Source organism: Caulobacter sp. LjRoot300 (assembly GCF_964253875.1).
In the GTDB taxonomy this organism is placed as follows: domain Bacteria; phylum Pseudomonadota; class Alphaproteobacteria; order Caulobacterales; family Caulobacteraceae; genus Caulobacter.
In genome coordinates this window covers 914,546-937,904 of sequence record NZ_CAXUSA020000001.1, presented here as the reverse complement: position 1 = coordinate 937,904, position 23,359 = coordinate 914,546, and the positions used below count along the sequence as shown (strand labels likewise).

Genomic DNA, 23,359 nt, shown 5'->3' with positions numbered 1-23,359 from the left:
CTATTCCAAACCGACCACATCAATCCCCGTCCATCTTCAGCGCGGCGATGAACGCTTCCTGCGGGATCTCGACCTTGCCGAACTGGCGCATACGCTTCTTGCCGGCCTTCTGCTTGTCCAGCAGCTTGCGCTTGCGGCTGGCGTCGCCGCCGTAGCACTTGGCGGTGACGTCCTTGCGCAAGGCTCTAACCGTCTCGCGGGCGATGATCCGGCCGCCGATCGCCGCCTGGATGGGGATGACGAACATGTGCTGCGGGATGAGCTCCTTCATCTTCTCGCACATGCCCCGGCCGCGGCTCTCGGCGCGGTCGCGGTGGACCAGCATCGACAGCGCGTCGACGGGCTCGGCATTGACCAGGATCGACATCTTGACCAGGTCGCCGGGCCGGTAGTCCTCGACCTGGTAGTCGAAGCTGGCATAGCCCTTGGAGATCGACTTCAGGCGGTCGTAGAAGTCGAACACCACCTCGTTCAGCGGCAGGTCGTAGACCACCATGGCCCGGTTGCCGACATAGCTGAGCTCGCGCTGCATGCCGCGGCGGTCCTGGCACAGCTTGATCACCCCGCCGAGATATTCGTCGGGGGTGAAGATCGTGGCCTTGATCCAGGGCTCGCTGATGCTCTCGATCTGCATCACGTCGGGCAGGTCGGCGGGGTTGTGGAGCTCCATCTCCGTCCCGTCGCGCATGTGGATCTTGTAGACCACCGAGGGGGCGGTCGCGATCAGGTCGAGGTCGAACTCGCGGCTGAGGCGCTCCTGGATGATTTCCAGGTGCAGCAGGCCGAGGAAGCCGCAGCGGAAGCCGAAGCCCAGGGCGGCGCTGCTCTCCATCTCGTAGGTGAAGCTGCCGTCGTTCAGGCGCAGCTTGCCGACCGCGGCGCGCAGGTCCTCGAAGTCGGCGGCGTCGACCGGGAACAGGCCGCAGAACACCACGGGCTGGACTTCCTTGAAGCCCGGCAGGGCCTGGGCGGTCTGCTTCTTCTCGTCGGTGATGGTGTCGCCGACGGCGGCGTCGGCCACTTCCTTGATCGAGGCGGTGAAGAAGCCGACCTCGCCGGGGCCCAGCTGGTCGACGTCGGTGGCCTTGGGGGTGAACACCCCGACCTTGTCGATGCGGTGGGTGGCGCCGGTCTGCATCATCCGCACCTGCTGGCCGGCCTTGAGCGTGCCGTCGAAGATGCGGACCAGCACGACCACGCCCAGATAGGCGTCGTACCAGGCGTCGACCAGCAGGGCCTTGAGCGGGGCGTTGAGCTCGCCCTTGGGGGCGGGCAGGCGGGTGACGATGGCTTCCAGCACCTCGTGGATGCCGATGCCCGACTTGGCGCTGGCCAGGACGGCGTCGCTGGCGTCCAGGCCGATCAGGTCCTCGATCTGGGCGCGCACGCGCTCGGGCTCGGCGGCCGGCAGGTCGATCTTGTTGAGGACCGGGACGATCTCGTGGTTGTTGTCGATGGCCGAATAGACGTTGGCCAGGGTCTGGGCCTCGACGCCCTGGCTGGCGTCGACCACCAGGATCGAGCCCTCGCAGGCGGCCAGGCTGCGGCTGACCTCGTAGGCGAAGTCGACGTGGCCGGGGGTGTCCATCAGGTTCAGGACGTAGTCCTGGCCGTCGTCGGCCTTGTAGCGCAGGCGCACGGTCTGCGCCTTGATGGTGATCCCGCGTTCCTTCTCGATGTCCATGTTGTCCAGGACCTGGGCGCTCATCTCGCGCGCGGTCAGGCCGCCGGTCTCCTGGATCAGGCGGTCGGAGAGGGTGGATTTGCCGTGGTCGATGTGGGCCACGATCGAGAAATTGCGGATGCGGTCGAGAGGCGTCGAAGTCATGGCCGTGCGTCTAGCATATTTGCGGGCTTTCGCGAGCGTCGTTCCTCCCCGCACGTGGGAGGAACGGCCATGGTTAACTCGCCGTTAAGCTTCAAGCCGCAAACCCGACTCAAAGGGTTGAGACAGTCTAGGCTGTTGGAATCGCGAGAGAGCACATGGACCGCCGCAAGCTGATCCTTTCGGGCATGGCCACCGCCGGGCTGAGCGCCTGCGCCAGCACGGCCCAGGAGCGCCCGGGCGACCCGCCGCCGCGGTCGCAGTACGACACCGGCCGGGCCCAGACCTATTCGGCCGACGAGATGATCCGCAGCGGCTCGGACTTCCTGGGCGTGACCGCCGAGAGCATCGGCGCGGTGATCGAGCGCGCCTTCCGCGACAACGGCCAGCCCACCGGCTACATCGCCGGCGAGGAGGGCTCGGGCGCCATCGCCGTGGGCCTGCGCTACGGCCGGGGCCTGCTGTACATGAAGGGCAAGGACACCCAGGAGGTGTTCTGGCAGGGCCCGTCGGTGGGCTGGGACTGGGGCGGCAACGCCAGCCGCGTCTTCACCCTGTGCTATAACCTGCAGTATCCGGACGCCATCTTCCGTCGCTTCCCCGGCGTGGAGGGCACGGCCTATCTGGTCGGCGGCCTGGGCGTGAACTACCAGCGCGCCGACACCATCACCCTGGCCCCGATCCGCGCCGGCGTCGGCCTGCGCCTGGGCGCCAATGTCGGCTACCTGGCCTATAGCCGCCAGCGCAACATCCTGCCGTTCTGAGGCTGAATCCCTAGATCCTCCCCCTGTGGGGGAGGTGGCCGAAGGCCGGTGGGGGGAGTCCTGGAGGTGTGATCTGGGCTGCGGTTGTCGGCCGATCACTCCCCCCACCGTCGGCTTCGCCGACACCTCCCCCATAGGGGGAGGATCTGGTTATTTTCGCACCGTCACGCTCTGGCTGATCATCGTCGCCTTGCCGAAGATGGTCAGGAACGCCACGTCGGCGGCGTCGCGGCCATGGGCGATGCGAACCAGGCCGTCGACGGGGGCCCGGCCCGCGGGGTCCACCAGCCGCCAGCGGCCGCCGACGAAGACCTCGACCACGGCGTGGAAATCCGGCGGCTGCAGGGCCGGAGCGTAGACGCTGGCCACCCGGGCCGGGATGTCGCTGGCCCGGCACAGGGTGACCGCCAGGTGGGCGAAGTCGCGGCAGACGCCGGCTCGCTGGACATAGGTCTCCAGGGCGGTGGTCCGCGCGTCGCTGCACGGGCGGTATTCCAGGTGTCCGATGAGCCAGTCGACGATGGCCGCCACCCGCGCGCCGCCGCGCAGGGCGCCGAACTTCTGCTCGGCGATGGTCTCGAAGGTGTCGGACGGGCAATAACGGCTGCCGCGCAGATAGGGCAGGGTGTCGATCGGCAGGTCGGCGATGGCGTGCTGGGCGGCGTCGGCCAGGGCCATGTCGCGCGCGGCGATCTCGACCACGGCGTCGTAGGCGACGGCCAGCCGCCCCTGGCAGGTGAAGACCACGCGACGCTCGCCGCTGGCCACATCATCGCGGCGGGCGAAGGCCACGGGCGGGTCGAACATCAGCCGCTCGTCGAGCACCGCCTGGTCGTCGGCGAGCGCCGCCTCGATCTGCAGCAGGGATTCCACGCGTTTGGGGAAGTCATAGTCCAGCCGCGCCTTCACATGCACGCGCATGGCCAGCCCCTCCGATAAGCCCAGACAACGGCTCGCGGGGCGCGAGGTTCAGCGGCGATCCAGCGCCTGGCGACTAGTCGTCATACTCCACCACCAAGCGCAAGGTCTTGCGGCCGTTGGCGGGCAGGGTCACGCGCCAGGCGGCGGCACCGTCGCGCATGTCGTGGGCCATGGGTTCGGCGACCACCTTGAAGCCTTGCCGATTTGTGGCCATCCGCACCTCGGCGACGATGGGGACCGTCTTGGCGTTGACGAGGTCGACCTCGTAGACGCGGCGCACGCGGTCCTGGCGACGGTCCTGCTCGGCGACCAGGCGGGGCCGAACCCGCACGTCCATGGCCTCGCCGATCGCCAGGTCGAAGGGCTGGCCGACGGGGACGTCCCGCATGGCCTGCTCGCCGGCGAAGGCGGGGCGTCCGCCGGCCGTCTCGAACACCGCCAAGGCGCCGGACGGCAGGGGCTTGCCCAGACCGTCGGCCGGCTTGTTGTCCAGCCGCAGCACGACCGTGGCGGCCGGCGGGTCGTCGGTCTCGTCATAGTCGCTCCAGGGGTCGAGCTGGACCACGTAGAGCCGCTGGAAGGCGACGTCCTTCTGGTCCAGGAAGGCCACCTGCTTGGTCTGGCGCGCGGCGACCGTCACGGGTTCGGGCAGGGTGTAGAGCTTGTAGTCGCCCACGTCGGATTGTTCGGCGAGCTTGCGCTTTCCGGTGACCACGACCTCCTGCAGTCCGCCTTCCATCATCGGAGCCGGCGCCATCATCATCGCTGGGGCTGCGGGAGGTTCCGGATGGACCAGGCGCCGGCCGCGATGGGTAGTGTCCATCGGCCAGCAATTGCGGGCGATCGGCCTGGCTTCGCCCCGCTTCACATCTACCTCCACGCGCGACAGCCGGCCGGCCACGGCCTGAGTGGGGGCGTCGGCGAAGCTGGTGCCGCTGGCGTTGACCAGGGTCAGCCAGCCGGTCAGGTCCAGGGTCCTGCCGTTCGGGTGGATGCGGGCGACGTAGTCGGCCTGCCAGTTCACGCCGATCGCCAGGTAGGACAGAGTCAGGGTCGCCTGGGTCGGTACGGCGACGTCGACCATGGTCGACAGGGCCGGCTTGTCCGACAGGCCGGCCGGGACCGTGTCGAACACCAGGGCCTCGGTGCCGCCGGAGCAGCCCAGGGCCTCGACGCCGCCGGCGGTCTGCAGCACCACGCCTTCGGGGCCCTGGCGCAGGGTCGCCGCCTCTTCGGTCCGTCGGCCGGTCCGGCGGTTGGTGCGGACGACCTTCACCGTCTGTCCCAGCGAGCGCTCGACCAGGGTTCCGGGACTGAGCAGGGCGTAGTCGTAGTTGCGCTCGACCAGCGTCCCGGGCAGGCCTTCCACCGTGGCGCTCTGGGGGATCAGGGCGTCGGCGACGCCGTCGAAGCGCAGGGTGTGGCGGCCGGCCGGCAGGAACACTGTCCGCGTCTCGGTGACCTGGATCAGGCCCTTGGCCATGGCCTCCTCGCGCTGCCATGTGTCCAGCGTCTGGAACGGCCCGTCGCCGCCGCGATAGAGGGTGACGGCGACCTTGTCCGGCTTCGGCGAGGCGATGGTGTCGGCCCAAGCTTGGATGGGGAGGGCGGGGGTAGCGAAGAGGAGTAGGGCGCCCGCCAAGATCCTCCCCCCATGGGGGAGGTGTCGCCGCGGGCGACGGAGGGGGGAGTGGTCGGACGCCGGAAGACTCCCCCCTCCGTCCGCTTCGCGGACACCTCTCCCAAAGGGGGAGGTGCTTTCCGCGTTGGGCTCGATCACCAGCCCGTCTCGACCGTGAAGGTCAGGACAGCTTCGCCGTTGGCGGGCGTCGGCACGCTCCAGCCCAGGGTGCGCGCGTCGATGCGGCGGCTCTTGAGGCTCTCGGCCTTGACCTCGCCGTCGCGCCCCAGGCCGCCCTGCCGCAGCTCGACCGTCACCGGCTCGGGCCGGGCGTTGCGGATCAGGTACTTCATCGTATAGCGCGAGCGGGTCTTGGAGACCTTCTCGTCGCTGACCAGCGTGCCCTGGCTGGTGACATCGAAGGCGTCGCCGGTCTTGATCGACAGTTCCGAGCCGGCCGGCGTGTGATCGATGGCGTTCTCGCCGACGAACTTCGGGTCGCCGGCCTTGTCGCGCACATAGACCCGCATCACCCCCGCCGGCAGCTGGTTGCCCAGGCCCGCCAGCCTGGCGTTGCTGAACTGGATGGCGACGGTGGCGGACTCCGGCTGGGCCTGGCTGGAGAACCAGTCCTGGCGGATCTCGTAGACCTTTCGGGCCGCCACCCCCTGGGCGCTGAGGAAGCCGACCTGCTTGCTCTGGTTGGCGGCGATCGTCGTGCGGTGGGGCAGGGGATAGAGGTAATAGTCGGCGACTCGCTCGCCGGTCCCGCTCTCGGTCCCGGCCGTCTGGAGCGCCGGCCGGGGCGGGCGATAGCCGCCGTCGTTGGCCAGGGTGTTGACCGAGCCGGCCACCAGCTGGGTCTCGGCGTCGACGAAAGCCGTGCCCGACTGGTTGCCCAGGGTGATCCAGCCCTGCAGGTCGAGCGCGCCCTTGGCCTCGTCGAACATCGCCACATAGTCGGCCTTCCAAGACAGGCCGGTGGTCAGGTAGCTGAGCGTGGTCGGCCGGGCGCCGGCCTTGTCGGCCTCGACCGTCACCGACAGGGTCGGGCGGGCGCGCAGGGTCTCGGGCACCTTGTCGAAGATCACACGGGTCGGCACGCCGTCGTCGCGCAGCACCTCGATGCGGTCGCCGATCTTCAGCACCACGCCCTCGTTGGCGGCCAGGACGGTGGCGGTCTCGGTGGTCTCCTTGCCGTCGCCGGGATTGGTGCGGACGATCTTGACCTGCTGGCCGACCGCCTTTTCCATCAGCTTGTCGGGAGTCAGCAGGTCGTAGTCGAAGTTCTGCTCCACCACCGACAGGCCGGCGGCCGAGAGACTGACGGTCTCGGGCCGGATGGCGGCCGAGACGTCCTTGAACTCCAGCTTCTGGCGGCCGGCGGCGAGGGGCATCTCGCGCACGTCCTGCACCAGGGCCAGGTCGTTGTTGTAGATCGTCACCGAAAGCCTGGGGGCGGTCTGGGCGTGCGCCGTGCTCGCAAGGGTCATGGCGGCCGTGGCCAGCAAAGCGTGACGGAACATCTCAGAGCGCCTCCCGATTTTGACGCTCAAGGTTTCATGCGGTCAGCCGGAAGTCGAGTGGGAAATTACAAGTGTGATCCGCTTCTATTGGCCGCGATGAGCGGATTTTTGGACGTTCCTACCCGCCCCACACCTGCTTGAGCCGCAGGTCGCGGCCGCAGCCCATGCGGTAGGCGTGGTACTCGATGGCGTGGTTCTTGGCGTAGTCGCGGTGATAGGCCTCGGCCGGCCAGAAGGTCTGCAGGGGCAGGACCTGGGCCTTCATCGTACCGGTCTTCAGGCGCTTGGCGGCCTCGGCGCGGGACTTCTCGGCGATCGGGCGCTGGGCGGGCGTGACGAACACGGCGGGGCGATAGGACGGGCCGCGGTCGCAGAACTGGCCGCCGTCGTCGGTGGGGTCGACCAGCTTCCAGTACCTGTAGAGCAGGAAGCCGTAGTCGAGCTTGGCCGGGTCGTAGGTGACGCGCACCGACTCGTAGTGGCCCGAGGTCTCGCTGGTCACGTCGCGGTAGGTCGGCCGGTCGACATGGCCGCCGGTATAGCCGCTCTCGACCTTCAGCACCCCGGGGATGCCGCGCATGTCGTTCTCCATGCACCAGAAGCAGCCGCCGGCGAACACGGCGGTCGCGGGCGGGGCGGGCTTGCCGGCCGCCAGCACGTCGGCGGGCAGCAGGATGGCGGCGAAACTGGCGACCAGGACGAGCAGGCGGCGGATCATCGGGAAACTCCGGGGTGACGTACCCCTAGATACGGACGACGCGCGCCAAAGGTTACAGCCTATCGCCAGCCGAATCCCACGCCGCGCACCGACGGGCAGGCCGACAGGCGGGCGGCCAGGGTCTGGGCCCGCTCGTCGCCCTGGTCGTCCAGCTCCAGCCGGATGCTGAGGCCCGCCCCGTCCGGCTGGGCGCTCAGGGCCCGCAGGCGGGTCTGCTGGACGCTGGCCACGCCCAGCACCCGCATCAGGGCGTCGGGCGTGTCATCGGCGATCACCAGAAACAGCCGGCGTTTGTCGCTCTCTTCGTGTTCGGCCGGTTCGAGCGCGCTCGCATTCTCGCTCATGGCCGCACCCACTGATGCTCGACGCTGGCCGAGGTGACGCCCGGCCAGGCGGCCAGGTCGCGGGCCAGCAGGCGGGCGGCCTGGTCGCTGAGGTGGCGGACCCGCAGCGAGCCCTCGACGATCTGGCCGACCGGCTTCATCGACAGGGCGCACAGCTCCGCGCCGCTGTCGGCCAGGCCCTGGCGGACGGCTTCCAGCGCCGAGGGCGCGTCCTGGGCGGCCAGCAGCAGCTGGTGGACGGTGACGCCTTCGTGGTCGGAATTGAAGGCGGGTGGGGAAGGCAGGTAGCTCATGGGTTCAAGGTCCTTTGGATTTGAGGGAGGACCGATGACCGCACAGCAAAAACCCCGCTCCTGGTGGGAAGCGGGGCTTTGCGGATCTTGCGATCTTCGGCTGTGTTGGTCGGCTAGTCGACCGCGCGCCTGTGCTGCCCCGTTCGCACACGAACGGTTTTAATCTTGGCCTGCATCATAATGGTGCGCGCGCACGCGATCGCGACGCCGGCGGTCAGGCCGGTGGCGATCAGAACGTTCAGGGCCAGCTGCGAGAGCATGATGGCGAGGAAACTCCGTGTGCGATTACACAGGTAGCGTGGGCGTGGTCCCAGCGCAAGGCTTTGCCGCCCCGGTGCGGCGAATGGCGCGGGATGGGCAAGAATTGGGCGACGGGCGCCGCTTTCAAGATCCCCTCCCTATGGGAGGGGTGTCGCCGCAGGCGACGGGGAGGGGAGTTTGCCGAGTTGGCCCACTCCCCCCACCGATCGCTTCGCGATCGCCTCCCCCACAGGGGGAGGGTCTTACGACCGCAGCTTGCCGCCGGCCTTCTCGACCGCCGCGATGATTCTGGCCGACAGGGCCTCGATCTCGGCCTCGGCCAGGGTCTTCTCGCGCGGCTGGATGACCACTTCCAGGGCGACCGACTTGGAGCCGTCCGGCACGCCGGGGCCCTCATAGACGTCGAACACCCGCACCGCGGCGATCAGCGCCTTGTCGGCGCCGGCCGCGGCCTTGACCAGGTCGCCCGCCGCCTTGGCCTTGTCGGCCACGAAGGCGAAGTCGCGGGTCAGGGGCATCAGCGGCGACGGCGTGAAGGCCGGCTTGGTCTTGACGGCCTTCTTCTTCGGCTCGGGCACGGCTTCCAGGGTGATCTCGAAGCCATAGACCGGCCCGGCCACGTCCAGGGCCTTGAGCACGGCCGGGTGCAGCTCGCCGAACTCGGCCAGCACCGCCTTGGGGCCCAGCTGCAGCCGCGCCGAACGGCCGGGATGCCACCAGGACGAGGCCGAGCCCTGGGCGGTCTGCAGCGAGGCGACCGGCGCGCCGATCTCCTCCAGCAGGGCCATCAGGTCGGCTTTCACCGTGAACACGTCTTCGGCCGGCGCCTTGTCCCAGCCGCGCGGGGCGCGGGGGGCGAGGATCGCCGCGATCGTCGTCTTCTGGTCCTGCGGCCGGTCGCCGAAGAACACCGGGCCGACCTCGAACAGGGCGACGTCCGGGAAGCCCTGGCGGGCGTTGCGGCCGGCCGCCTCGATCAGGTTGGGCAGCAGCGAGGGACGCATGCAGTCCAGGTCCGAGGCGATCGGATTGGCCAGCAGCAGATCGGGCGCGCCGCCGCCGAACAGCTCGGCGATGGCCTGGCTGGTGAAGCTGAAGGTCAGGGCCTCGGCGTAGCCGGCCGCCGCCATGGCGCGACGGGCCGTGCGGGCGCGGGCCTGCTTGACGGTCAGCACGCCGCCGACGGGGCGCGGAACCTCGGGCAGGGGCGTGGAGGGCAGTTCGCCATAGCCGGCGATGCGGGCCACTTCCTCGACCAGGTCGGCCTTGCCCTGAACGTCGCGCCGGAACGTCGGCGGGGTGACGCAGACCAGGCTCTCGGCGCGGGTGGCGAACTCGGTGGTCGGCACGTCGGTCGGGGGCGACAGGGTGAAGCCCAGGTCCGTCAGGATCTCCAGCGTGCGCTCCGGCGCGATGGCCAGGCCCGACAGGGCCTCGACATAGGCCGGGTCGAACAGGATCGGGCCGGGCGCGGCCGGGGCTTCGCCGGCCACGACGATCTCCGAGGCCTTGCCGCCGCACAGCTCCAGGACCAGCCGGGTGGCCAGCTCCAGGCCGGGCACGAGCGAGCCGGTGTCGACCGTGCGGGCGAACCGGTACTGGGCGTCGCTGTTGATGCCGGTGACGCGGCCCGTCTGGGCCGTGCGGATCGGTTCGAACCAGGCGCTTTCCAGGAAGACGTCGACGGTGTCGTCCGAGCAGCCGGTGCTCTCGCCCCCCATCACGCCGCCCAGGCCGATCGGGCGGTTGCCGTCGGCGTCGGCGATCACGCTCATCTCGGGCGTGATGTCGTAGGTCTTGCCGTCCAGGGCGATCAGCTGCTCGTCATGGTGCTCGGCGGGCGAGGGCTGGTCGCCGGGCGTGACCTCGGCCTTGCCATGGCCCAGGCGCGCCTCGATCACGGTCCCGACCAGCTTGGCCGCGTCATAGGCGTGCAGCGGCCGCGCGCGGTCGTAGGAGATCAGGTTGGTGATATCCACCAGGGTGTTGATCGGGCGCAGGCCGATGGCCTTCAGGCGATCGGCCAGCCACTTGGGCGAGGGACCGTTCTTGACGCCGCGGATCAGGCGGCCGCTGAACACCGGGCAGGCGTCGCCGTCGACCTTGACGGTGATCGGGCAGGGGAAGGTCCCCGGCACGGGGGCGATCGACAGGTCCTTCAGCGTCCCGACCCCGGCCGCGGCCAGGTCGCGGGCGATGCCGGCCACGCCCAGCCAGTCGGGGCGGTTGGGGGTGACCTCGAAGTCGATCACCGCTTCCAGGCCCAGGGCCTGGGAAGCCGGGGTCCCGACCGCCAGATCGTCCGGCAGTTCCAGGATGCCTTCCGAGCCGTCGTCAGCCTCCAGCTCGGAGCCCGAGCACAGCATGCCGTTGGAGATCACGCCGCGCACCGGCTTCTCGACCAGGGTCACGCCCAGGCCGGGCACATAGGCGCCGATCGGGGCGTAGACGGTGGTCAGGCCCGGACGGGCGTTGGGCGCGCCGCAGACGATCTCCTTGCGGCCGTCGACGGTGTCGACCTGGCAGACGCGCAGGCGGTCGGCATTGGGATGCTGCACGGCCTCGACGATCTTGGCCACCGTGAAGGCGGCCAGCTTGGAGGCGGGGTCGGTGACGTGTTCGACCTCGAGGCCGGCCATGGTCATGGCGGCGACGACTTGCGTGGCGGAGGCCTCGGTGTCGAGGTGATCCTTGAGCCAGGAGAGGGTGAATTTCATGGGTCAGTCTACGATGAAAAGCTTGGCGCCGACCGAGGTCGACGAGCGGTGGGCGGGGTCGCCGAAGTCGGAGACGTGATAGCTCATGCCAGCGGTCAGGATGGCGGTGCGGCCGTCCTTCAGCTCGCTGACCAGCTCGCCCTCCAGCACGAAGATCACATGGCCGCGGTCGCACCAGTGATCGGCGAGATAGCCGGGCGAATAGTCGACGCGGCGCAGGCGCATGTCGCCGACATTGAGCGTGCGCCAGGTAGCCTCGCCCCGTTCGCCCGGATGGACGGTGGGCTCGACCTGCGACCAGTCGACGGCCGTGAACGGGCTGGCGGGCAGCTGCATCAGCTGAGACCGCTGGCCGCGTTCGGCGCGGCGAAGGCGCTGAAGCCGTAGTGTTCGAGCCAGCGGACGTCGGACGCCCACATGTCGCGCAGGTCGGGCATGCCATATTTCAGCATCCCGAGCCGGTCGACGCCCATGCCGAACGCGAAGCCCTGGTACTCGTCCGGATCGATGCCGCAGGCGCGCAGGACATTGGGGTGAACCATGCCGCAGCCCAGGATCTCGAGCCACGACGTGCCCTGGCCGATCTTGATCTCGCCGCCGGTGCGGTCGCACTGCACGTCCATTTCCGCCGACGGTTCGGTGAACGGGAAGTGGTGCGGCCGGAACTGGGTGGTGACCGCGTCGGTCTCGAAGAACCGCGCCAGGAAGGTCTCCAGGGTCCACTTCAGGTGGCCCATGTGGATGCCCTTGTCGATCACCAGGCCCTCGACCTGGTGGAACACCGGGGTGTGGGTGGCGTCGTTGTCGACACGATAGGTGCGGCCGGGGGCGATGATCCGGATCGGCGGAGTTTGACTGAGCATGGTCCGCACCTGCACGGGGCTGGTGTGGGTGCGCAGCAGCATGCGTTCGCCGTCTTCCTTCGTCTTGAAGAAGAAGGTGTCGTGCATCTCGCGGGCCGGGTGCTTCTCGGGGAAGTTCAGGGCCGTGAAGTTGTGGAAGTCGTCCTCGATGTCGGGACCTTCCGCCACCGCGAAGCCCATCTCGGCGAAGATGGCGACCATCTCGTCCATGGTCTGCATGGTCGGGTGGACACCGCCGCGGCGGCGGCGCGGAGCGGGCAGGGTCAGGTCCAGGGTCTCGCTGGCCAGGCGCGCGTCGAGGGCGGCGGTCTCCAGCGCGGCCTTCTTGTCGTTCAGCGCCGTCTGCACGCGGTCGCGCAGGACGTTGATCGCCGCGCCGCGCTCCTTGCGCTCGTCGGGGCTCATCGCGCCTAGGGTCTTGAGCAGGCCCGAGATCGAGCCGGTCTTGCCCAGAGCGGACACGCGCACGGCGTCCAGGGCGGCGAGATCGCCGGCGGCGGCGATTTGCGCCAGCACGTCGGCTTCGAGGGAGGTGAGATCGGTCATGACGGGGTTCCGTCTAGAGGATTTGGAGCGGGGGTGCGAGACCCCCTCAGTCGCTTCGCGACAGCGCCCCCAGAGGGGGAGCACCTGTCGCGCTAGATCCTCCCCCGTCGGGGGAGGTGGCCCAAAGGGCCGGAGGGGGTTCCCGCCGCACGACGCGCAGCAAAAAGCCCTCCGGTTCGCACCGGAGGGCTCTTCAGATCGCAATCGGGACGGACCCGAGAGAAGACCTTAGGCGGCCAGGGCGGTGCGGACCTTGTCAGCGATGGCCTTGAACGCGACCGGGTCTTGACCCGCGATGTCCGAGAGGACCTTGCGGTCGATCACGATACCCGCCACGTCCAGGCCGTGGATAAATTGCGAGTAGGTGAAGCCCTCGGTGCGAGCGCCGGCGTTGATGCGTTGGATCCACAGCGAGCGGAAGGCGCGCTTGCGCACCTTGCGGTCGCGGTACGCGTATTGGCCGGCCTTGTCGACGGCGGCCTTGGCGGTGCGGATGGTGTTCTTGCGGCGGCCGTAGAAGCCTTTCGCCTGTTCAAGAACCTTCTTGTGCTTGGCGTGGGCGGTTACGCCCCGTTTGACGCGAGCCATGTGTCAGCGCTCCTCTTACAGGCCGTAGGGCAGGTACGAACGGATGGTCTTGGCGTCGGATTCGCTCATGACCTTCGTGCCGCGGTTCTGGCGGATGTACTTGCCGTTGTGGCCGATCAGACGGTGACGCTTGCCGGCGACGCCGGCTTTCAGCAGGCCCGTGGCCGTGATCTTGAAGCGCTTCTTGGCGCCCGACTTGGTCTTCAACTTAGGCATTTCGCGTCGGAGCGTTTAACCGCCCCGTCCTCTAGAGAAGCATGACAAACCGCCATGGCATGCCATTAGCCAGGCGGTTCCGGAAAGGCGGGGTTAGTACGGGAAAGGGGCGGAGAAGGCAAGCGCCGTCTCCACCCCCCGGTGGCTTCCGCCGAGTCTAGTTCGGCGGATTGTTCTTTTCCAGGAAGGCCACGGTCGCCGACAGCATCTGCTGACGGGTGACCTCGCGCGACAGCCAGTGGTCTTCCTCGCGCAGATCCACGAACTCGACCGGCTTGCCGGCCTTCTGCAGAGCGTGGAGCATGCCCGTACTCTGTTCGTAGCGCACGACGGTGTCTTCCTTGCCGTGGATCAGCAGGACCGGGCCGTCGGCGTCGGCGGCGTGACGTTCCGGCGAGCGCTCGTCCAGCTTGGGGTCGTTGACCGAGGTGACCCCGAAGGCCCGCTTGTAGTGGCGGATGGTCGGGCTCTCCTCGCCGGAGCGCAGCAGTTTGAAGTTGAGGAACTGGCGCAGGTCGCCGATGCCGGCCACCGACACGGCGCAGCGATAGACGCCCTTGTCCATCGTGATGCCGGCCAGGGCCGCGTAGCCGCCATAGCTGCCGCCGTCTATGCACACGCGCTTAGGATCGATGATCCCCTGTTTGGCCAGGAAGCGCACGCCGTCCGACAGGTCGGTCTGCATCTTGCCTCCCCACTCGCCGTCGCTGGCGCGAATGAAGCCTTGGCCGCGGCCGGTGGAGCCGCGGAAGTTGGGTTGCAGCACGGCGTAACCGCGCGACGCCAGGCCTTGAGCCCACCAGTCGAAGCCAGCTTCATCGCGGGCCTGCGGCCCGCCGTGGGGCAGGACGATCAGGGGCAGGCCCTTGGCCATCTTGCCTTGAGGCAGGGTGAGATAGCCCTCGATCATCAGGCCGTCGGCGGCCGCGTACTTGATCGCCCGCACTTCGGCGACGTCGCCGCCGGCAAGGCCGGGATAGGCCGAGCCGACCTTGCTGAGCTTCTTGGCGGTGAGGTCCAGCAGATAGTAACCGCCGGGCTCGCCCGTACCTTCGACATAGGCCACGATCTTTGTGTAGTCGGGCGTATGCGATTGCAAAGTCATCTGGCGGCCAGGGAACACGCCGGTGATCATCGACCAGGCGGCGGCGAGGCGGGGCTCGTCGAAGTGATACTGCCTGTAGCCGGCGTCGGTGACCGTGCCGATCACGTGATTGGCGTTGTCCGTGACGATCCGGAAGGGCTGGTCGGGGCCGTAAAATTCGCCCAGCTTGCTGTCGGCGATCGAGACATTGGCCAAGCGGTATTCGCCGGTCTTCTCGTCCTGGATCGTCATCACCACGGACTTCTCGTCCAGCGACAAGCCCAGCATCGCGGGCCCGTCAAGCGGCGCGGTCGTGACGTAACCGTCAACCCACTTGCCGTTCTTGCGCAATTCCATCGCCCACCGCGCCGTCTCGCGGTGATAGGTCGTGCGGGCGATCACCGTACCGTCGGTCTTGAACAGGTATTCGTTGGTTTCGAAGTCACCCATCTGGACCATGGAGGAGATGCCGGTGTCGAGGTCGATCCGATAGAGGTCGAAGCGCCCTTCCTGCCACGACTTCGCTTCCTCGCCGGCGTAGAGTTGAGCGAACACCGTCGGCTTGCCGTCCACTACGCCGCCGATCGGATCGGAACTGAGGACGTTGTTGACCGTCTCGTACGAGCGCTTGGGCAACTGGACGGAGGCGCCCGTCTTGATGTTGATGCTCGTCGCCTGGAACTGCTCGCCCACATAGGTGACGTATTCGATGGCCTGGGTGCGCGAGACCTCGGCCACCACGTGACCTGGATCGGCCCACATGACGCCGCGCATCTTGACCTTGCCGAAATCGACGGACTGGACCTCGCCGCCATTCAGGGGCTGGATGATCACCCGGCTCGCGCCGCCGTCATGGGCGATGTAAGCCAGATTGGCGCCGTCGCTCGAGATCTCGACGTCCGAGATCGCCGGCAGGCGGCCGTAGGCTTCGAGCGGCCCGGCCAGGGCGACGCTCGACGAGACCAGCACCGTCAAGGCGACGCCGGCGAACAACTTCAACATGCAAAACCCCCAACTCAACGTGCAAGGATTAGCGGCGCACGGTGAAGCTGTCGAGGGCTCAGGCCGCGGCCTTGACCCGGCTCTCGATGGTCAGGGCGAAGGCCACCGCCGGCAGCATCAGGATCGCTCCCAGCCAGTAAGGACCGCCGATGGCCAGGCCGAACAGCGGGCCGGCCAGCATCGGGCCGGTCATGCGGGCCAGGGAGCCGGCCGCCATGTTCAGCCCCAGCATGGCGCCCTGCTTGTCGGGCGCGGTGGCGCGCGAGATCAGCGCCGCCACGCAGGGGAAGACCAGCGACTGGCCGAACGCCGTGCACCCCACCGCCAGCGGCACGAAGGCCGAGGAGGGGACGAACGGGGTCAGGCAAAGGCTGACGGCGATGATCGCTAGGCCCGCGGCCAGCACCCTGGCCTCGCCGAACCGGCGCGCCAGCCGGCCGGTGATCAGTCCCTGGCCGACCGAGGCGATGATGCCGATCACGGCGAAGCACAGGCCGACCTGCTTGGGGCCCCAGTCGAACCGGGCCTGGGTCCACAGGCCGAACACCGATTCCATGCCGGCGAAGGCGGCGGTCGAGATCAGGGTGACCAGCAGCACGCGCGACAGCACCGGGTGGGCGGCCGCGGCGGCCAGGTGGTCGCGCCGGCGCTCCACGGGGGCGTCCTCGCGGCTGGGCGCGCGGCTCTCGACCACGAACAGGAAGACGCCCAGGGCGGCGATCGCGGCCAGGGCGGCGGCGGTCAGCAGCGGGATCTGGAAGGCCAGGCGGCCGGTGTCGGAGTGGCCGAAGGCCTTGGCCAGGCCCGGCAGCAGGCCGCCCAGGGTGGGGCCGACCACGAAGCCCATGCCGAACGCCGCGCCCAGCAGGCCCATGCGCCCCGCGCGCTTCTCGGGCGGGGTGACGTCGGCCATGTAGCCCTGGATCGTCGAGATGTTGCCGCTACCGAAGCCGCTGGCCAGGCGGATGGCGAAGGCCCAGGCGATGTTGGGCGCGAAGGCCAGGGCCACATAGGAGAGCGTGTTGGCCAGGATGGTGACGATCAGCACCGGCCGCCGGCCGATGCGGTCGCTGAGGCGTCCCCAGAACGGCTCGGCGACGAACTGCCCCAGCGAATAGGCCGAGAACATCGCCGTCACCTGCCAGGCGCTGGCGTTCAGCGACTTGGCGTAGAAGGGCAGCAGCGGAATGACCAGCCCGAAGCCCACCAGGTTGATGAACACCACCAGCAGCAGGACATAGAGGGCGCGAGGACTGGCGTCCGGCGTGGCGGGCGAAGGAGCGTCGGCGGCGGAAAGCGTGGTCATCAGGCCGGGCGGTGTACGCCCAGCGAGGCGATCTGGCGACCGCTATCTGAAATTTCAGGGAAGTCGAGCGTGAGATGAGCCGCCACGCTTAGAGCCGTCAATTTCACCATCGCTAGTAGAAGACGAGTCTCACTGTTCCGGAAGTGGCCGTTTCCGTCATCATGTTGACGTTAAGTATGCGCTTGCGGCCGAACACGTCGGTGAAGCTTGCTCGACACTGCGCAGCCAGAACCAGAACGCCATTTCGCAAGTCCGTCTCTTCTTGGAGCGAGATCAAGCGCGTATGGGTAAGAGGAATGTATCTATCCTTGCCCGGGGCAAGCGGAGAAGGAGTACCGGTGACAGTTGATGTTGGCGCGCGAGGTAATGGCGTAGATGCAGGATAAATATCCATATTCCCCCAAGCCATGAAGTCTAGCGCGGGTGTCGCGCCGCCATTGAGGAAATTGACCTTCATGTGAGGCGGGGAGTTGGCCCTGATTTCAAACTGCGAACCATGCTCGGCAACGGAAGCAGCAAGTTGGTGTCGCGCGTCATCCACCTGTCGACGAGTGTAAATAAATGTTGCTAACACGCCGAGGAAACTAACCGCACCTAGGGCAATTTGCAGCCATGTTAAGTCGATCATTTCTCTGGCGGATCGTGCCATGCTCTTTTGAGCTTCTAGGTCTTCAACTTCTCGTGCTTCTCTGCGAACAGCAGCTTCTTGTTCCTTTGAAGATACATCGATAGACTTATCTGCTTCCGGCACGATAATTCGACGTTGTGTCTTATTCTCAGCAATAACGGGGATGCTTCGATTTGATTCAGCGCCAATAAATAGGATGCAAATTGCTAGGGTAAGCACCGCCTTTGCTCCAACTTTAGCGATCTTAAGCATGTGATATGCCCCAACTTTAATTATGTCGTCTTTTCGGCAGTGCCCTTTAATTCACGTTGGGCGGGTTGTTCTTCTCCAGGAAGCCCACTACCGAGGTCAGCATTTGCAGCCGGGTGGCGCCGCGCGACAGCCAGTGGTCCTCGCCGTCGAGGGTGACCAGTTCGACCGGCTTGCCGGCCTTCTTCATGGCCTCGGCCATGATCGTGCTCTGCACATAGGGCACCACGGTGTCGTCCTTGCCGTGGATCAGCAGCAGGGGGATGTCGACCTTGTCGGCCATCTTGGCCGGCGAGATGGCGGCCAGGTCGGGGTCCCGGACGCGGTCGGCGCCCATGAACCGCAGCCAGTAGCGCAGGGTCGAGTTGTTGCCGGAGTTGAAGCGTTCGTTGCTGTCGATCAGCATGCGCTTGAGGTCGGCGGGGCCGGCCACCGAGGCGGCGCAGCGATAGACGCCGCGGTCCAGGGTCGCCCCGGCCAGGGCGGCGTAACCGCCATAGCTGGCGCCGACGATGCAGACGCGCTTGAGATCGATCGTCCCCTGCTTGGCCAGATGGCGCACGCCGTCCGACAGGTCGGTCTGCATGGCCTTGCCCCACTGGCCGAAACCGGCCTGGACGAACTTCCAGCCAAAACCTTCCGAGCCCCGGAAATTGGGCCGCAGCACCGCGTAGCCGCGCGAGGCAAGCGCCTGGCTCCACCAGTCGAAGCCCAGGGTGTCGCGGCCCTCGGGACCGCCGTGCGGCAGCACCACCAGCGGCAGGTTCTTGGGATCCTTGCCCTTGGGCAGGGTCAGGTAACCGGTGATCTCCAGGCCGTCGGCGGCCTTGTACTTGATCGGCCGGACCTCGAAGACGCCGTCCTCCGTCAGCCCGGCATAGACGTTGGCCAGGTAGCGGGCGCTACCGGTGTCGAGATCGACCAGGGCGTAGGCCGGGCCCTCGGTCGGGGAATCGACCCAGACCACCAGCTTGCGCCTGTCGTCCGACCAGGACTCCAGCGCGATCTGATCGCCGGGGAAGGCCTTGGCCACGGCGTTCCAGCTGGCCTGCAACTTGGCGTCGAAGAAGGTGTAGCGGCGTTCGTCGCCCAGCAGGCTCTTGGCGCCGACCAGGCCCGAGCCGTCGGGCGCGTGGATCAGGCTGTCGAACGTGGCGCTGTCGGGGATGACGACATGGGCGCCGTCGAGGGCGTATTCGCGCAGCACCGTCTTGTCGGTGTCGTTCTCGTCGTCCATCCACACCAGCACCGAGCGGCCGTCGCGGCCCAGGCCGCCCAGGCGGCGCGAGCCCATCTTCGACTCGGTCTTCTCGGCGGTGACCCAGCCGTGGTCGGTCTTGAGCTTCAGCGACCAGGCGCCCTTCTGCTCGTCATAGAGCGATTGGGCCAGGGGCTGGCCGTCGGGCGAGACCAGCCAGTCATCGGTGTCCTCCGACCCGCCGACGTCCAGCCGGCGGGTGGCGCCGGTCTTCAGGTTGATCTTGTAGAGCGTGTCGGCGCCGTAGTTGTCGACGAAATGCACGCCCTCGACGAAGGCGTGGGGCACGCCGTCGAGCATCCGCACGGTCGGCACGGCCAGGACGACGTTCATCGCCTCCTCCTGGTTCTCCATCAGCAGGCGCTGCTTCTTGGTCGTCAGGTTGACGTCGATGGTCATCCAGTATTCGCGCTTGGGCCCCGACAGGCCGTAGGGCTGGGCGGTGTTCGACTTGGTGATCAGCACGTGCTCGGGTCCGGCCCACCGCACGTCGCGCAGCTTGGTGCTCTCAAGATTGACGGCGCTGAGCAGCTTGCTGCCCTCGGCCGCCTCGCGGATCGCGACCACGCGCTTTTCGCCGTCGGTGAGGGAGATGGCCAGCTTGCGGCCGTCCGGCGAGATCGCGATCTGGTCCACATCGGGCAGGCGGCCGTAGATGGCCAGCGGTGGGGCCTCCGCCGCAACGGCCTCGGCGCTGATCGCGCCGCCCATGGCGATACCGGCCGTGACGACGGCCAAGACGGTCTGCAACACGCATAGTCCCCCAAACTGGCATCAGCCTAGCAAAGCTCGCGAAACTGTCGAGCTTGTTCGCGTCGTAGGGTTGCGTTTTCGGGGGCGCGGCTTTGAGGGACACACACTCATTTCCGAGACATCCTTGCGGCCGACAGGCGCGTTGGGGAAATGTGTGTGTGTCCCTCACTGGTCCCCACTGGCCAAAGAAAAACGCCCCGGCGTTGGCCGGGGCGTTCTGCATGTCGGAGAAGCGAAAGAACCTAGCGCGGGGCCAGGATCATGATCATCTGGCGGCCTTCCATGCGCGGCTCGTATTCGACCTTGGCGATCTCGTCGAAGTCCGCCTTGACCTTGAGCAGCAGCTTCATGCCCAGTTCGGGGTGCGCCATTTCCCGGCCGCGGAAGCGCAGGGTCACCTTGACCTTGTCGCCTTCCTCGAAGAACCGGTGCATCGACTTGGCCTTCACGTCGTAATCGTGAATGTCGATGTTGGGGCGCAGCTTGATTTCCTTGAGCTCGACGATCTTCTGCCGCTTGCGAGCCTCGTTCTTCTTCTTCTGCTCCTGGAACTTGAACTTGCCGTAGTCCAGGATCTTGCAGACGGGAGGGTTCGCGTTCGGGACGATCTCGACCAGGTCCAGGCCTGCTTCCTCGGCCGCTTCGAGGGCGGCGGAAATCGGCATCTCGCCTTGCTTCTCGCCGTTCTGGTCGATCAGCAGGACGCGGGGGACCCGAATGTCTTCGTTGATACGCGGACCATCCTTGACGGGCGGCGTTTGCATAGGACGGCGAATAGGGCGGCTCCGGTGTTGTTCATGGGCTTTTGCCGCCGAACCTGACGATCCGGAGGCGTATCATTGAATGAGTTCGCGCGGAGTCCGAGGGACGCCGCGTTCGCAAGTGATATATGACGAAGGACTCCCGCGCTATCAAGGCGCATGCGCGTCAAGGCCCGCCTTTTAAGGGCCGGACGCGTCGAGAAGGGGGCAAGGGGGCGAAACGTCAGGGTCGGGCCGGCCTTCCCTCCAGTCGCGATCCTTCCTGCCCGTCCATGAGCACGCCGCCCGCCGCCGCCCGCCACACCCCGATCGAGGACGTTCACGCCCTGCTGATCGGCTCCAGCTTCATCGCCGTGGGCCTGACCCTGCTGAAGGCGGCCGGCCTGACCACGGGCGGCATGGCGGGGGTGGCGCTGATCCTGTCCTACCTGACCCACTGGCCGGTCGGGGTGCTGTTTTTCCTGCTGAACATCCCGTTCTACGTGCTGGCCCAGCGCGCCCTGGGCTGGGTGTTCACCGGCAAGACCCTGGTCACCAACCTGCTGCTGGCGGGCCTGGCCCTGGGGTTGCCGGCCTGGCTGAAGATCACCGCCGTCGATCCGGTCTTCGCCGCGATCTTCGGCGGCACGATCATCGGCATGGGCATCCTGGCCCTGGCGCGGCACAAGTCCAGCGTCGGTGGCATCGGGGTGCTGGCCCTATGGCTCTACGAAAAGCGCGGGATCAGCGCCGGCAAGGTGCAGATGGCCTCCGACTGCGTGATCGTGGCCGCGGCCTTCGCGGTGATCAGCTGGGACAAGCTGCTGCTGTCGATCCTCTCGGCCGTGGCGCTGAGCGTGGTGATCATCGCCAACCACAAGCCGGGACGGTACGAGGGGTACTGATGGTCAGCGTGGAGCCGGGGACATGCACTTGTGCGTGTCCCCGCCGGAACCGCGCCAAGGCTTGGGGACACGCACAAGTGCATGTCCCCGCTTCTAACGCGGCAGTAACGCGATCGCCGCGCTGGCCACGGTGCTGACCGGTAGGGCCTGGAGGTCGGGCGAGCGGATCACCGTGACGTGGCCGCGGGGGCCGCACAGCTCCGGGTCCGAGGCGTCGGAGAACAACGCGATGGTCGGGGCGCCGGCGGCGGCCAGCAGGTGGGTCGGCCCGGTGTCGTTGCCGACGGCCAGGACCGCCTTGGCGCCCAGCACGGCCAACTGGGCGAAGTCGGTGCGGCCGGTCAGGTCGCGGGCCTGGCCCACGGTCTTCTGGATCTTCCGGGCCATGGCGCTTTCCTGCGGGCCGCCGATGATGACGATGTCCAGGCCCCGCGCCTTCAGCAAGGCGGCGAGCTGGGCGTAGCTTTCGGTCGGCCAGCGCTTCTCGGGCCGGTGGGCCGAACCGCCGGGCACCAGCAGCACATAGGGACGTGGAGCCGCGGCGCTGGCCACCGGCCGCGCCTCCTTGGTGCGGCGCAGGATCCAGGACAGGTCCGGGGCCGGCGCGGCGCCCGGTGCGGTGGGGGCGTCGGGCCAGACGCCCGCCTGCTTCAACTGGTCGGCCTGCCGCTCCAGCGTGTGCATGTGGTAGCGGGCCTTGCCGCGCTGGGGCAGGGCGCAGCCGGCCGCGATGCCCGACCACTGCGGCGGGAACGGCCGCAGGGCCTGGAAGTACCAGTTGGTGCGGCTGTTGGTCTGCAGGTCGTAGACGCGGTCGTAGCGGGCCTGGCGCAGGCGGCCGAGCATGGCGGTCAGGTCGCCGAAGTCGCTGGGACGGCCGTCGGTCTCGACGCTGTTGAAGTAGGGCGACAGCTTGGCCAGGGCTTCGAAGGGCGGGGTGGTGAGCAGGGTGATCTTGGCGCGCGGATGGGCCTCGCGGATCTTCTTCATCGCCGCCAGGGCCAGAACGAAATCGCCGAGGGCGCCCAGCTTGATGACCAGGACCTTCTTGATTTCCTTGCTCAACTCTTCGTCTCCAGAACGCGTGCGTAGACCTTGAGCGTTGCTTCGACCATGGCGTCAACCGAATACAGTTTCCGGGCCCGCGCCCGGGCCGCCATGCCCATGGCCTGGCGCCGCGCCGCCCCGGATTCGCAGGCGTTGGACAGGGCTTCGGCCCAGGCCTCGGCGTCGCCGGGCTTGACCAGCCAGCCGGTCTCGCCAGCGACCACGGTCTCGCGCGCCGCCCCGTGGTCGGCGGCCATCACCGGCTTGCCCATCACCTGCGGCTCGACCGCCGTGCGGCCGAAGGCCTCGGGCTCCAGCGAGGGGGCGATGGCCAGGTCGGCGATCAGGTAGGCGGCAGGCATGTCGTCGCAATGGCCCACCAGCCTGACGCTGTCCTGCAGCCCGGCCTGGGCGATCATGTGCTCCAGCTCGGCGCGATAGGCCTTGCGACCCTGGTCGTCGCCGACCAGCAGCAGCAGGATGCGGGTGTCGGAGATCGCCTTCAGCCGCGCCATGGCCTCGATGACCAGGGCCTGGCCCTTCCAGCGCGTCAGGCGGCCGGCCAGCAACACCTTCAGCCGGCGGTCCTCGGGGCTCACGCCCCAGGCGTCGCGTAGCGCCCGAACCCGCTCGGCCGAGACCAGGCCCGGCTCGAAGCGGGTCAGGTCGACGCCGCGCGGAATGGCCACCACCCGCTCGGCCGGAATGCCGTGCTCGGCGATCACGTGGGCGCGGGTATATTCCGAATTGGCGATCACCAGGTCGCCCTTGGTCATCACCGCGTTGTACCAGCGCTTGAGGTTGGACTTGGCGTTATAGACGCCGTGATAGGTGGCCACGAACGGCACCTTGGTGGCGTGGGCGGCCCACAGGGCGCTGAAGGCCGGGGCGCGCGAGCGGGCGTGGACCAGGGTCACCTTCTCGCGGCGGATCAGGTCGATCAGCCGGGCGGCGTTGCCCAGCATGATCAGCGGGTTCTTGGACTGGGCCGGCATCTGGGCCAGGCGGCCGCCGTCGGCCTCCAGCCGCGAGGCCATGCGGCCGCCCTTGGTGGCGACCAGGGCCTTGCCGCCCTGGGCGATCACGCCGTGGGCCACGTCGATGGTCGTCTGCTCGGCGCCGCCGGTTTCCAGTTCCGGGGTCACCTGCAGGAGCGTGAAATCGTCGGGGAGGATGGACACGCG

Annotated in this window: 22 protein-coding genes; 2 read left to right on the top strand and 20 right to left on the bottom strand. The window is 67.9% G+C overall.

All coding sequences use genetic code 11. From position 1 onward, the window contains the following. Positions 1 to 19: 19 nt before the first annotated feature. A complete protein-coding gene (gene lepA, locus ACSQ2G_RS04345; RefSeq protein WP_436028562.1) occupies positions 20 to 1,828 on the bottom strand; it encodes a translation elongation factor 4 in 1,809 nt (602 codons plus the stop codon). A gap of 155 nt (positions 1,829 to 1,983) precedes the next feature. Here lepA and ACSQ2G_RS04340 point away from each other — a divergent pair, with 155 nt between their 5' ends. After that, the gene (locus tag ACSQ2G_RS04340; RefSeq protein WP_056762884.1) at positions 1,984 to 2,589 is read left to right on the top strand and encodes a DUF1134 domain-containing protein; all 606 of its coding nucleotides are present in this window, start codon (positions 1,984 to 1,986) and stop codon (positions 2,587 to 2,589) included. Between the two features lie 150 nt (positions 2,590 to 2,739). On the opposite strand, the gene ACSQ2G_RS04335 is transcribed toward ACSQ2G_RS04340, so the two are convergent. The 17 genes from ACSQ2G_RS04335 to infC all read right to left on the bottom strand — a co-directional run bounded on the left by ACSQ2G_RS04335 (position 2,740) and on the right by infC (position 20,247). After that, positions 2,740 to 3,510: a transglutaminase-like domain-containing protein gene (locus tag ACSQ2G_RS04335; RefSeq protein WP_436028560.1), complete on the bottom strand. Its 771-nt coding sequence runs from the start codon at positions 3,508 to 3,510 to the stop codon at positions 2,740 to 2,742. Positions 3,511 to 3,583: 73 nt separating this feature from the next. After that, complete coding sequence (locus tag ACSQ2G_RS04330; RefSeq protein WP_436028558.1) at positions 3,584 to 5,152, bottom strand: DUF4139 domain-containing protein; 1,569 nt, start codon at positions 5,150 to 5,152, stop codon at positions 3,584 to 3,586. 134 nt (positions 5,153 to 5,286) lie between these two features. Beyond that, positions 5,287 to 6,657, bottom strand: a complete 1,371-nt coding sequence (locus tag ACSQ2G_RS04325) for a DUF4139 domain-containing protein (protein ID WP_436028556.1) — start codon at positions 6,655 to 6,657, stop codon at positions 5,287 to 5,289. A 118-nt stretch (positions 6,658 to 6,775) separates the two neighbouring features. After that, positions 6,776 to 7,372, bottom strand: coding sequence for a peptide-methionine (S)-S-oxide reductase MsrA (gene msrA, locus ACSQ2G_RS04320; protein WP_436028936.1), 597 nt, complete (start codon positions 7,370 to 7,372; stop codon positions 6,776 to 6,778). Between the two features lie 62 nt (positions 7,373 to 7,434). Further along, positions 7,435 to 7,719: a hypothetical protein gene (locus ACSQ2G_RS04315; protein ID WP_436028554.1), complete on the bottom strand. Its 285-nt coding sequence runs from the start codon at positions 7,717 to 7,719 to the stop codon at positions 7,435 to 7,437. Further along, a complete protein-coding gene (locus tag ACSQ2G_RS04310; RefSeq protein WP_035072771.1) occupies positions 7,716 to 8,012 on the bottom strand; it encodes a hypothetical protein in 297 nt (98 codons plus the stop codon). The genes ACSQ2G_RS04315 and ACSQ2G_RS04310 overlap by 4 nt, the downstream gene beginning before the upstream one ends. 113 nt (positions 8,013 to 8,125) lie before the next feature. Next, positions 8,126 to 8,272 (bottom strand): hypothetical protein, encoded by a 147-nt coding sequence (locus tag ACSQ2G_RS04305; RefSeq protein ID WP_196810459.1) that lies wholly within the window; start codon positions 8,270 to 8,272, stop codon positions 8,126 to 8,128. A gap of 243 nt (positions 8,273 to 8,515) precedes the next feature. Further along, complete coding sequence (gene pheT, locus ACSQ2G_RS04300) at positions 8,516 to 10,990, bottom strand: phenylalanine--tRNA ligase subunit beta (RefSeq protein WP_436028552.1); 2,475 nt, start codon at positions 10,988 to 10,990, stop codon at positions 8,516 to 8,518. 3 nt (positions 10,991 to 10,993) lie between these two features. Further along, on the bottom strand, positions 10,994 to 11,326 hold the full coding sequence (locus ACSQ2G_RS04295) for a DHCW motif cupin fold protein (RefSeq protein WP_436028550.1): 333 nt from the start codon (positions 11,324 to 11,326) through the stop codon (positions 10,994 to 10,996). After that, entirely contained in the window at positions 11,326 to 12,399 is a 1,074-nt protein-coding gene (gene pheS / locus ACSQ2G_RS04290; RefSeq protein ID WP_436028548.1) for a phenylalanine--tRNA ligase subunit alpha, read from the bottom strand. The genes ACSQ2G_RS04295 and pheS overlap by 1 nt, the downstream gene beginning before the upstream one ends. A 228-nt stretch (positions 12,400 to 12,627) precedes the next feature. Next, positions 12,628 to 12,987 (bottom strand): 50S ribosomal protein L20, encoded by a 360-nt coding sequence (gene rplT, locus ACSQ2G_RS04285; protein ID WP_035042428.1) that lies wholly within the window; start codon positions 12,985 to 12,987, stop codon positions 12,628 to 12,630. 15 nt (positions 12,988 to 13,002) lie between these two features. Further along, positions 13,003 to 13,203 carry a 50S ribosomal protein L35 gene (rpmI, locus tag ACSQ2G_RS04280; RefSeq protein WP_007672148.1) on the bottom strand — a complete coding sequence of 67 codons (201 nt, stop codon included), beginning with the start codon at positions 13,201 to 13,203 and terminating at the stop codon, positions 13,003 to 13,005. A 157-nt stretch (positions 13,204 to 13,360) separates the two neighbouring features. After that, positions 13,361 to 15,289 carry an alpha/beta hydrolase family protein gene (locus ACSQ2G_RS04275; protein ID WP_436028545.1) on the bottom strand — a complete coding sequence of 643 codons (1,929 nt, stop codon included), beginning with the start codon at positions 15,287 to 15,289 and terminating at the stop codon, positions 13,361 to 13,363. Positions 15,290 to 15,347: 58 nt separating this feature from the next. Further along, complete coding sequence (locus ACSQ2G_RS04270; protein WP_436028543.1) at positions 15,348 to 16,595, bottom strand: MFS transporter; 1,248 nt, start codon at positions 16,593 to 16,595, stop codon at positions 15,348 to 15,350. 112 nt (positions 16,596 to 16,707) lie between these two features. Further along, complete coding sequence (locus ACSQ2G_RS04265) at positions 16,708 to 17,475, bottom strand: hypothetical protein (protein WP_436028542.1); 768 nt, start codon at positions 17,473 to 17,475, stop codon at positions 16,708 to 16,710. A 46-nt stretch (positions 17,476 to 17,521) separates the two neighbouring features. Then, a complete protein-coding gene (locus ACSQ2G_RS04260) occupies positions 17,522 to 19,480 on the bottom strand; it encodes an alpha/beta hydrolase family protein (RefSeq protein ID WP_436028935.1) in 1,959 nt (652 codons plus the stop codon). Between the two features lie 245 nt (positions 19,481 to 19,725). Further along, positions 19,726 to 20,247, bottom strand: a complete 522-nt coding sequence (infC, locus tag ACSQ2G_RS04255; protein ID WP_028041504.1) for a translation initiation factor IF-3 — start codon at positions 20,245 to 20,247, stop codon at positions 19,726 to 19,728. Between the two features lie 269 nt (positions 20,248 to 20,516). On the opposite strand from infC, the gene ACSQ2G_RS04250 reads away from it, so the two are divergent. After that, positions 20,517 to 21,128, top strand: a complete 612-nt coding sequence (locus ACSQ2G_RS04250) for a YitT family protein (protein ID WP_436028540.1) — start codon at positions 20,517 to 20,519, stop codon at positions 21,126 to 21,128. A gap of 93 nt (positions 21,129 to 21,221) precedes the next feature. Here the strand turns inward: ACSQ2G_RS04250 and ACSQ2G_RS04245 are convergent, their stop codons facing one another. Further along, positions 21,222 to 22,193 (bottom strand): glycosyltransferase family 9 protein, encoded by a 972-nt coding sequence (locus ACSQ2G_RS04245; RefSeq protein ID WP_436028538.1) that lies wholly within the window; start codon positions 22,191 to 22,193, stop codon positions 21,222 to 21,224. Beyond that, positions 22,190 to 23,356, bottom strand: a complete 1,167-nt coding sequence (locus tag ACSQ2G_RS04240) for a glycosyltransferase family 4 protein (protein WP_436028536.1) — start codon at positions 23,354 to 23,356, stop codon at positions 22,190 to 22,192. The genes ACSQ2G_RS04245 and ACSQ2G_RS04240 overlap by 4 nt, the downstream gene beginning before the upstream one ends. Positions 23,357 to 23,359 lie beyond the last annotated feature (3 nt).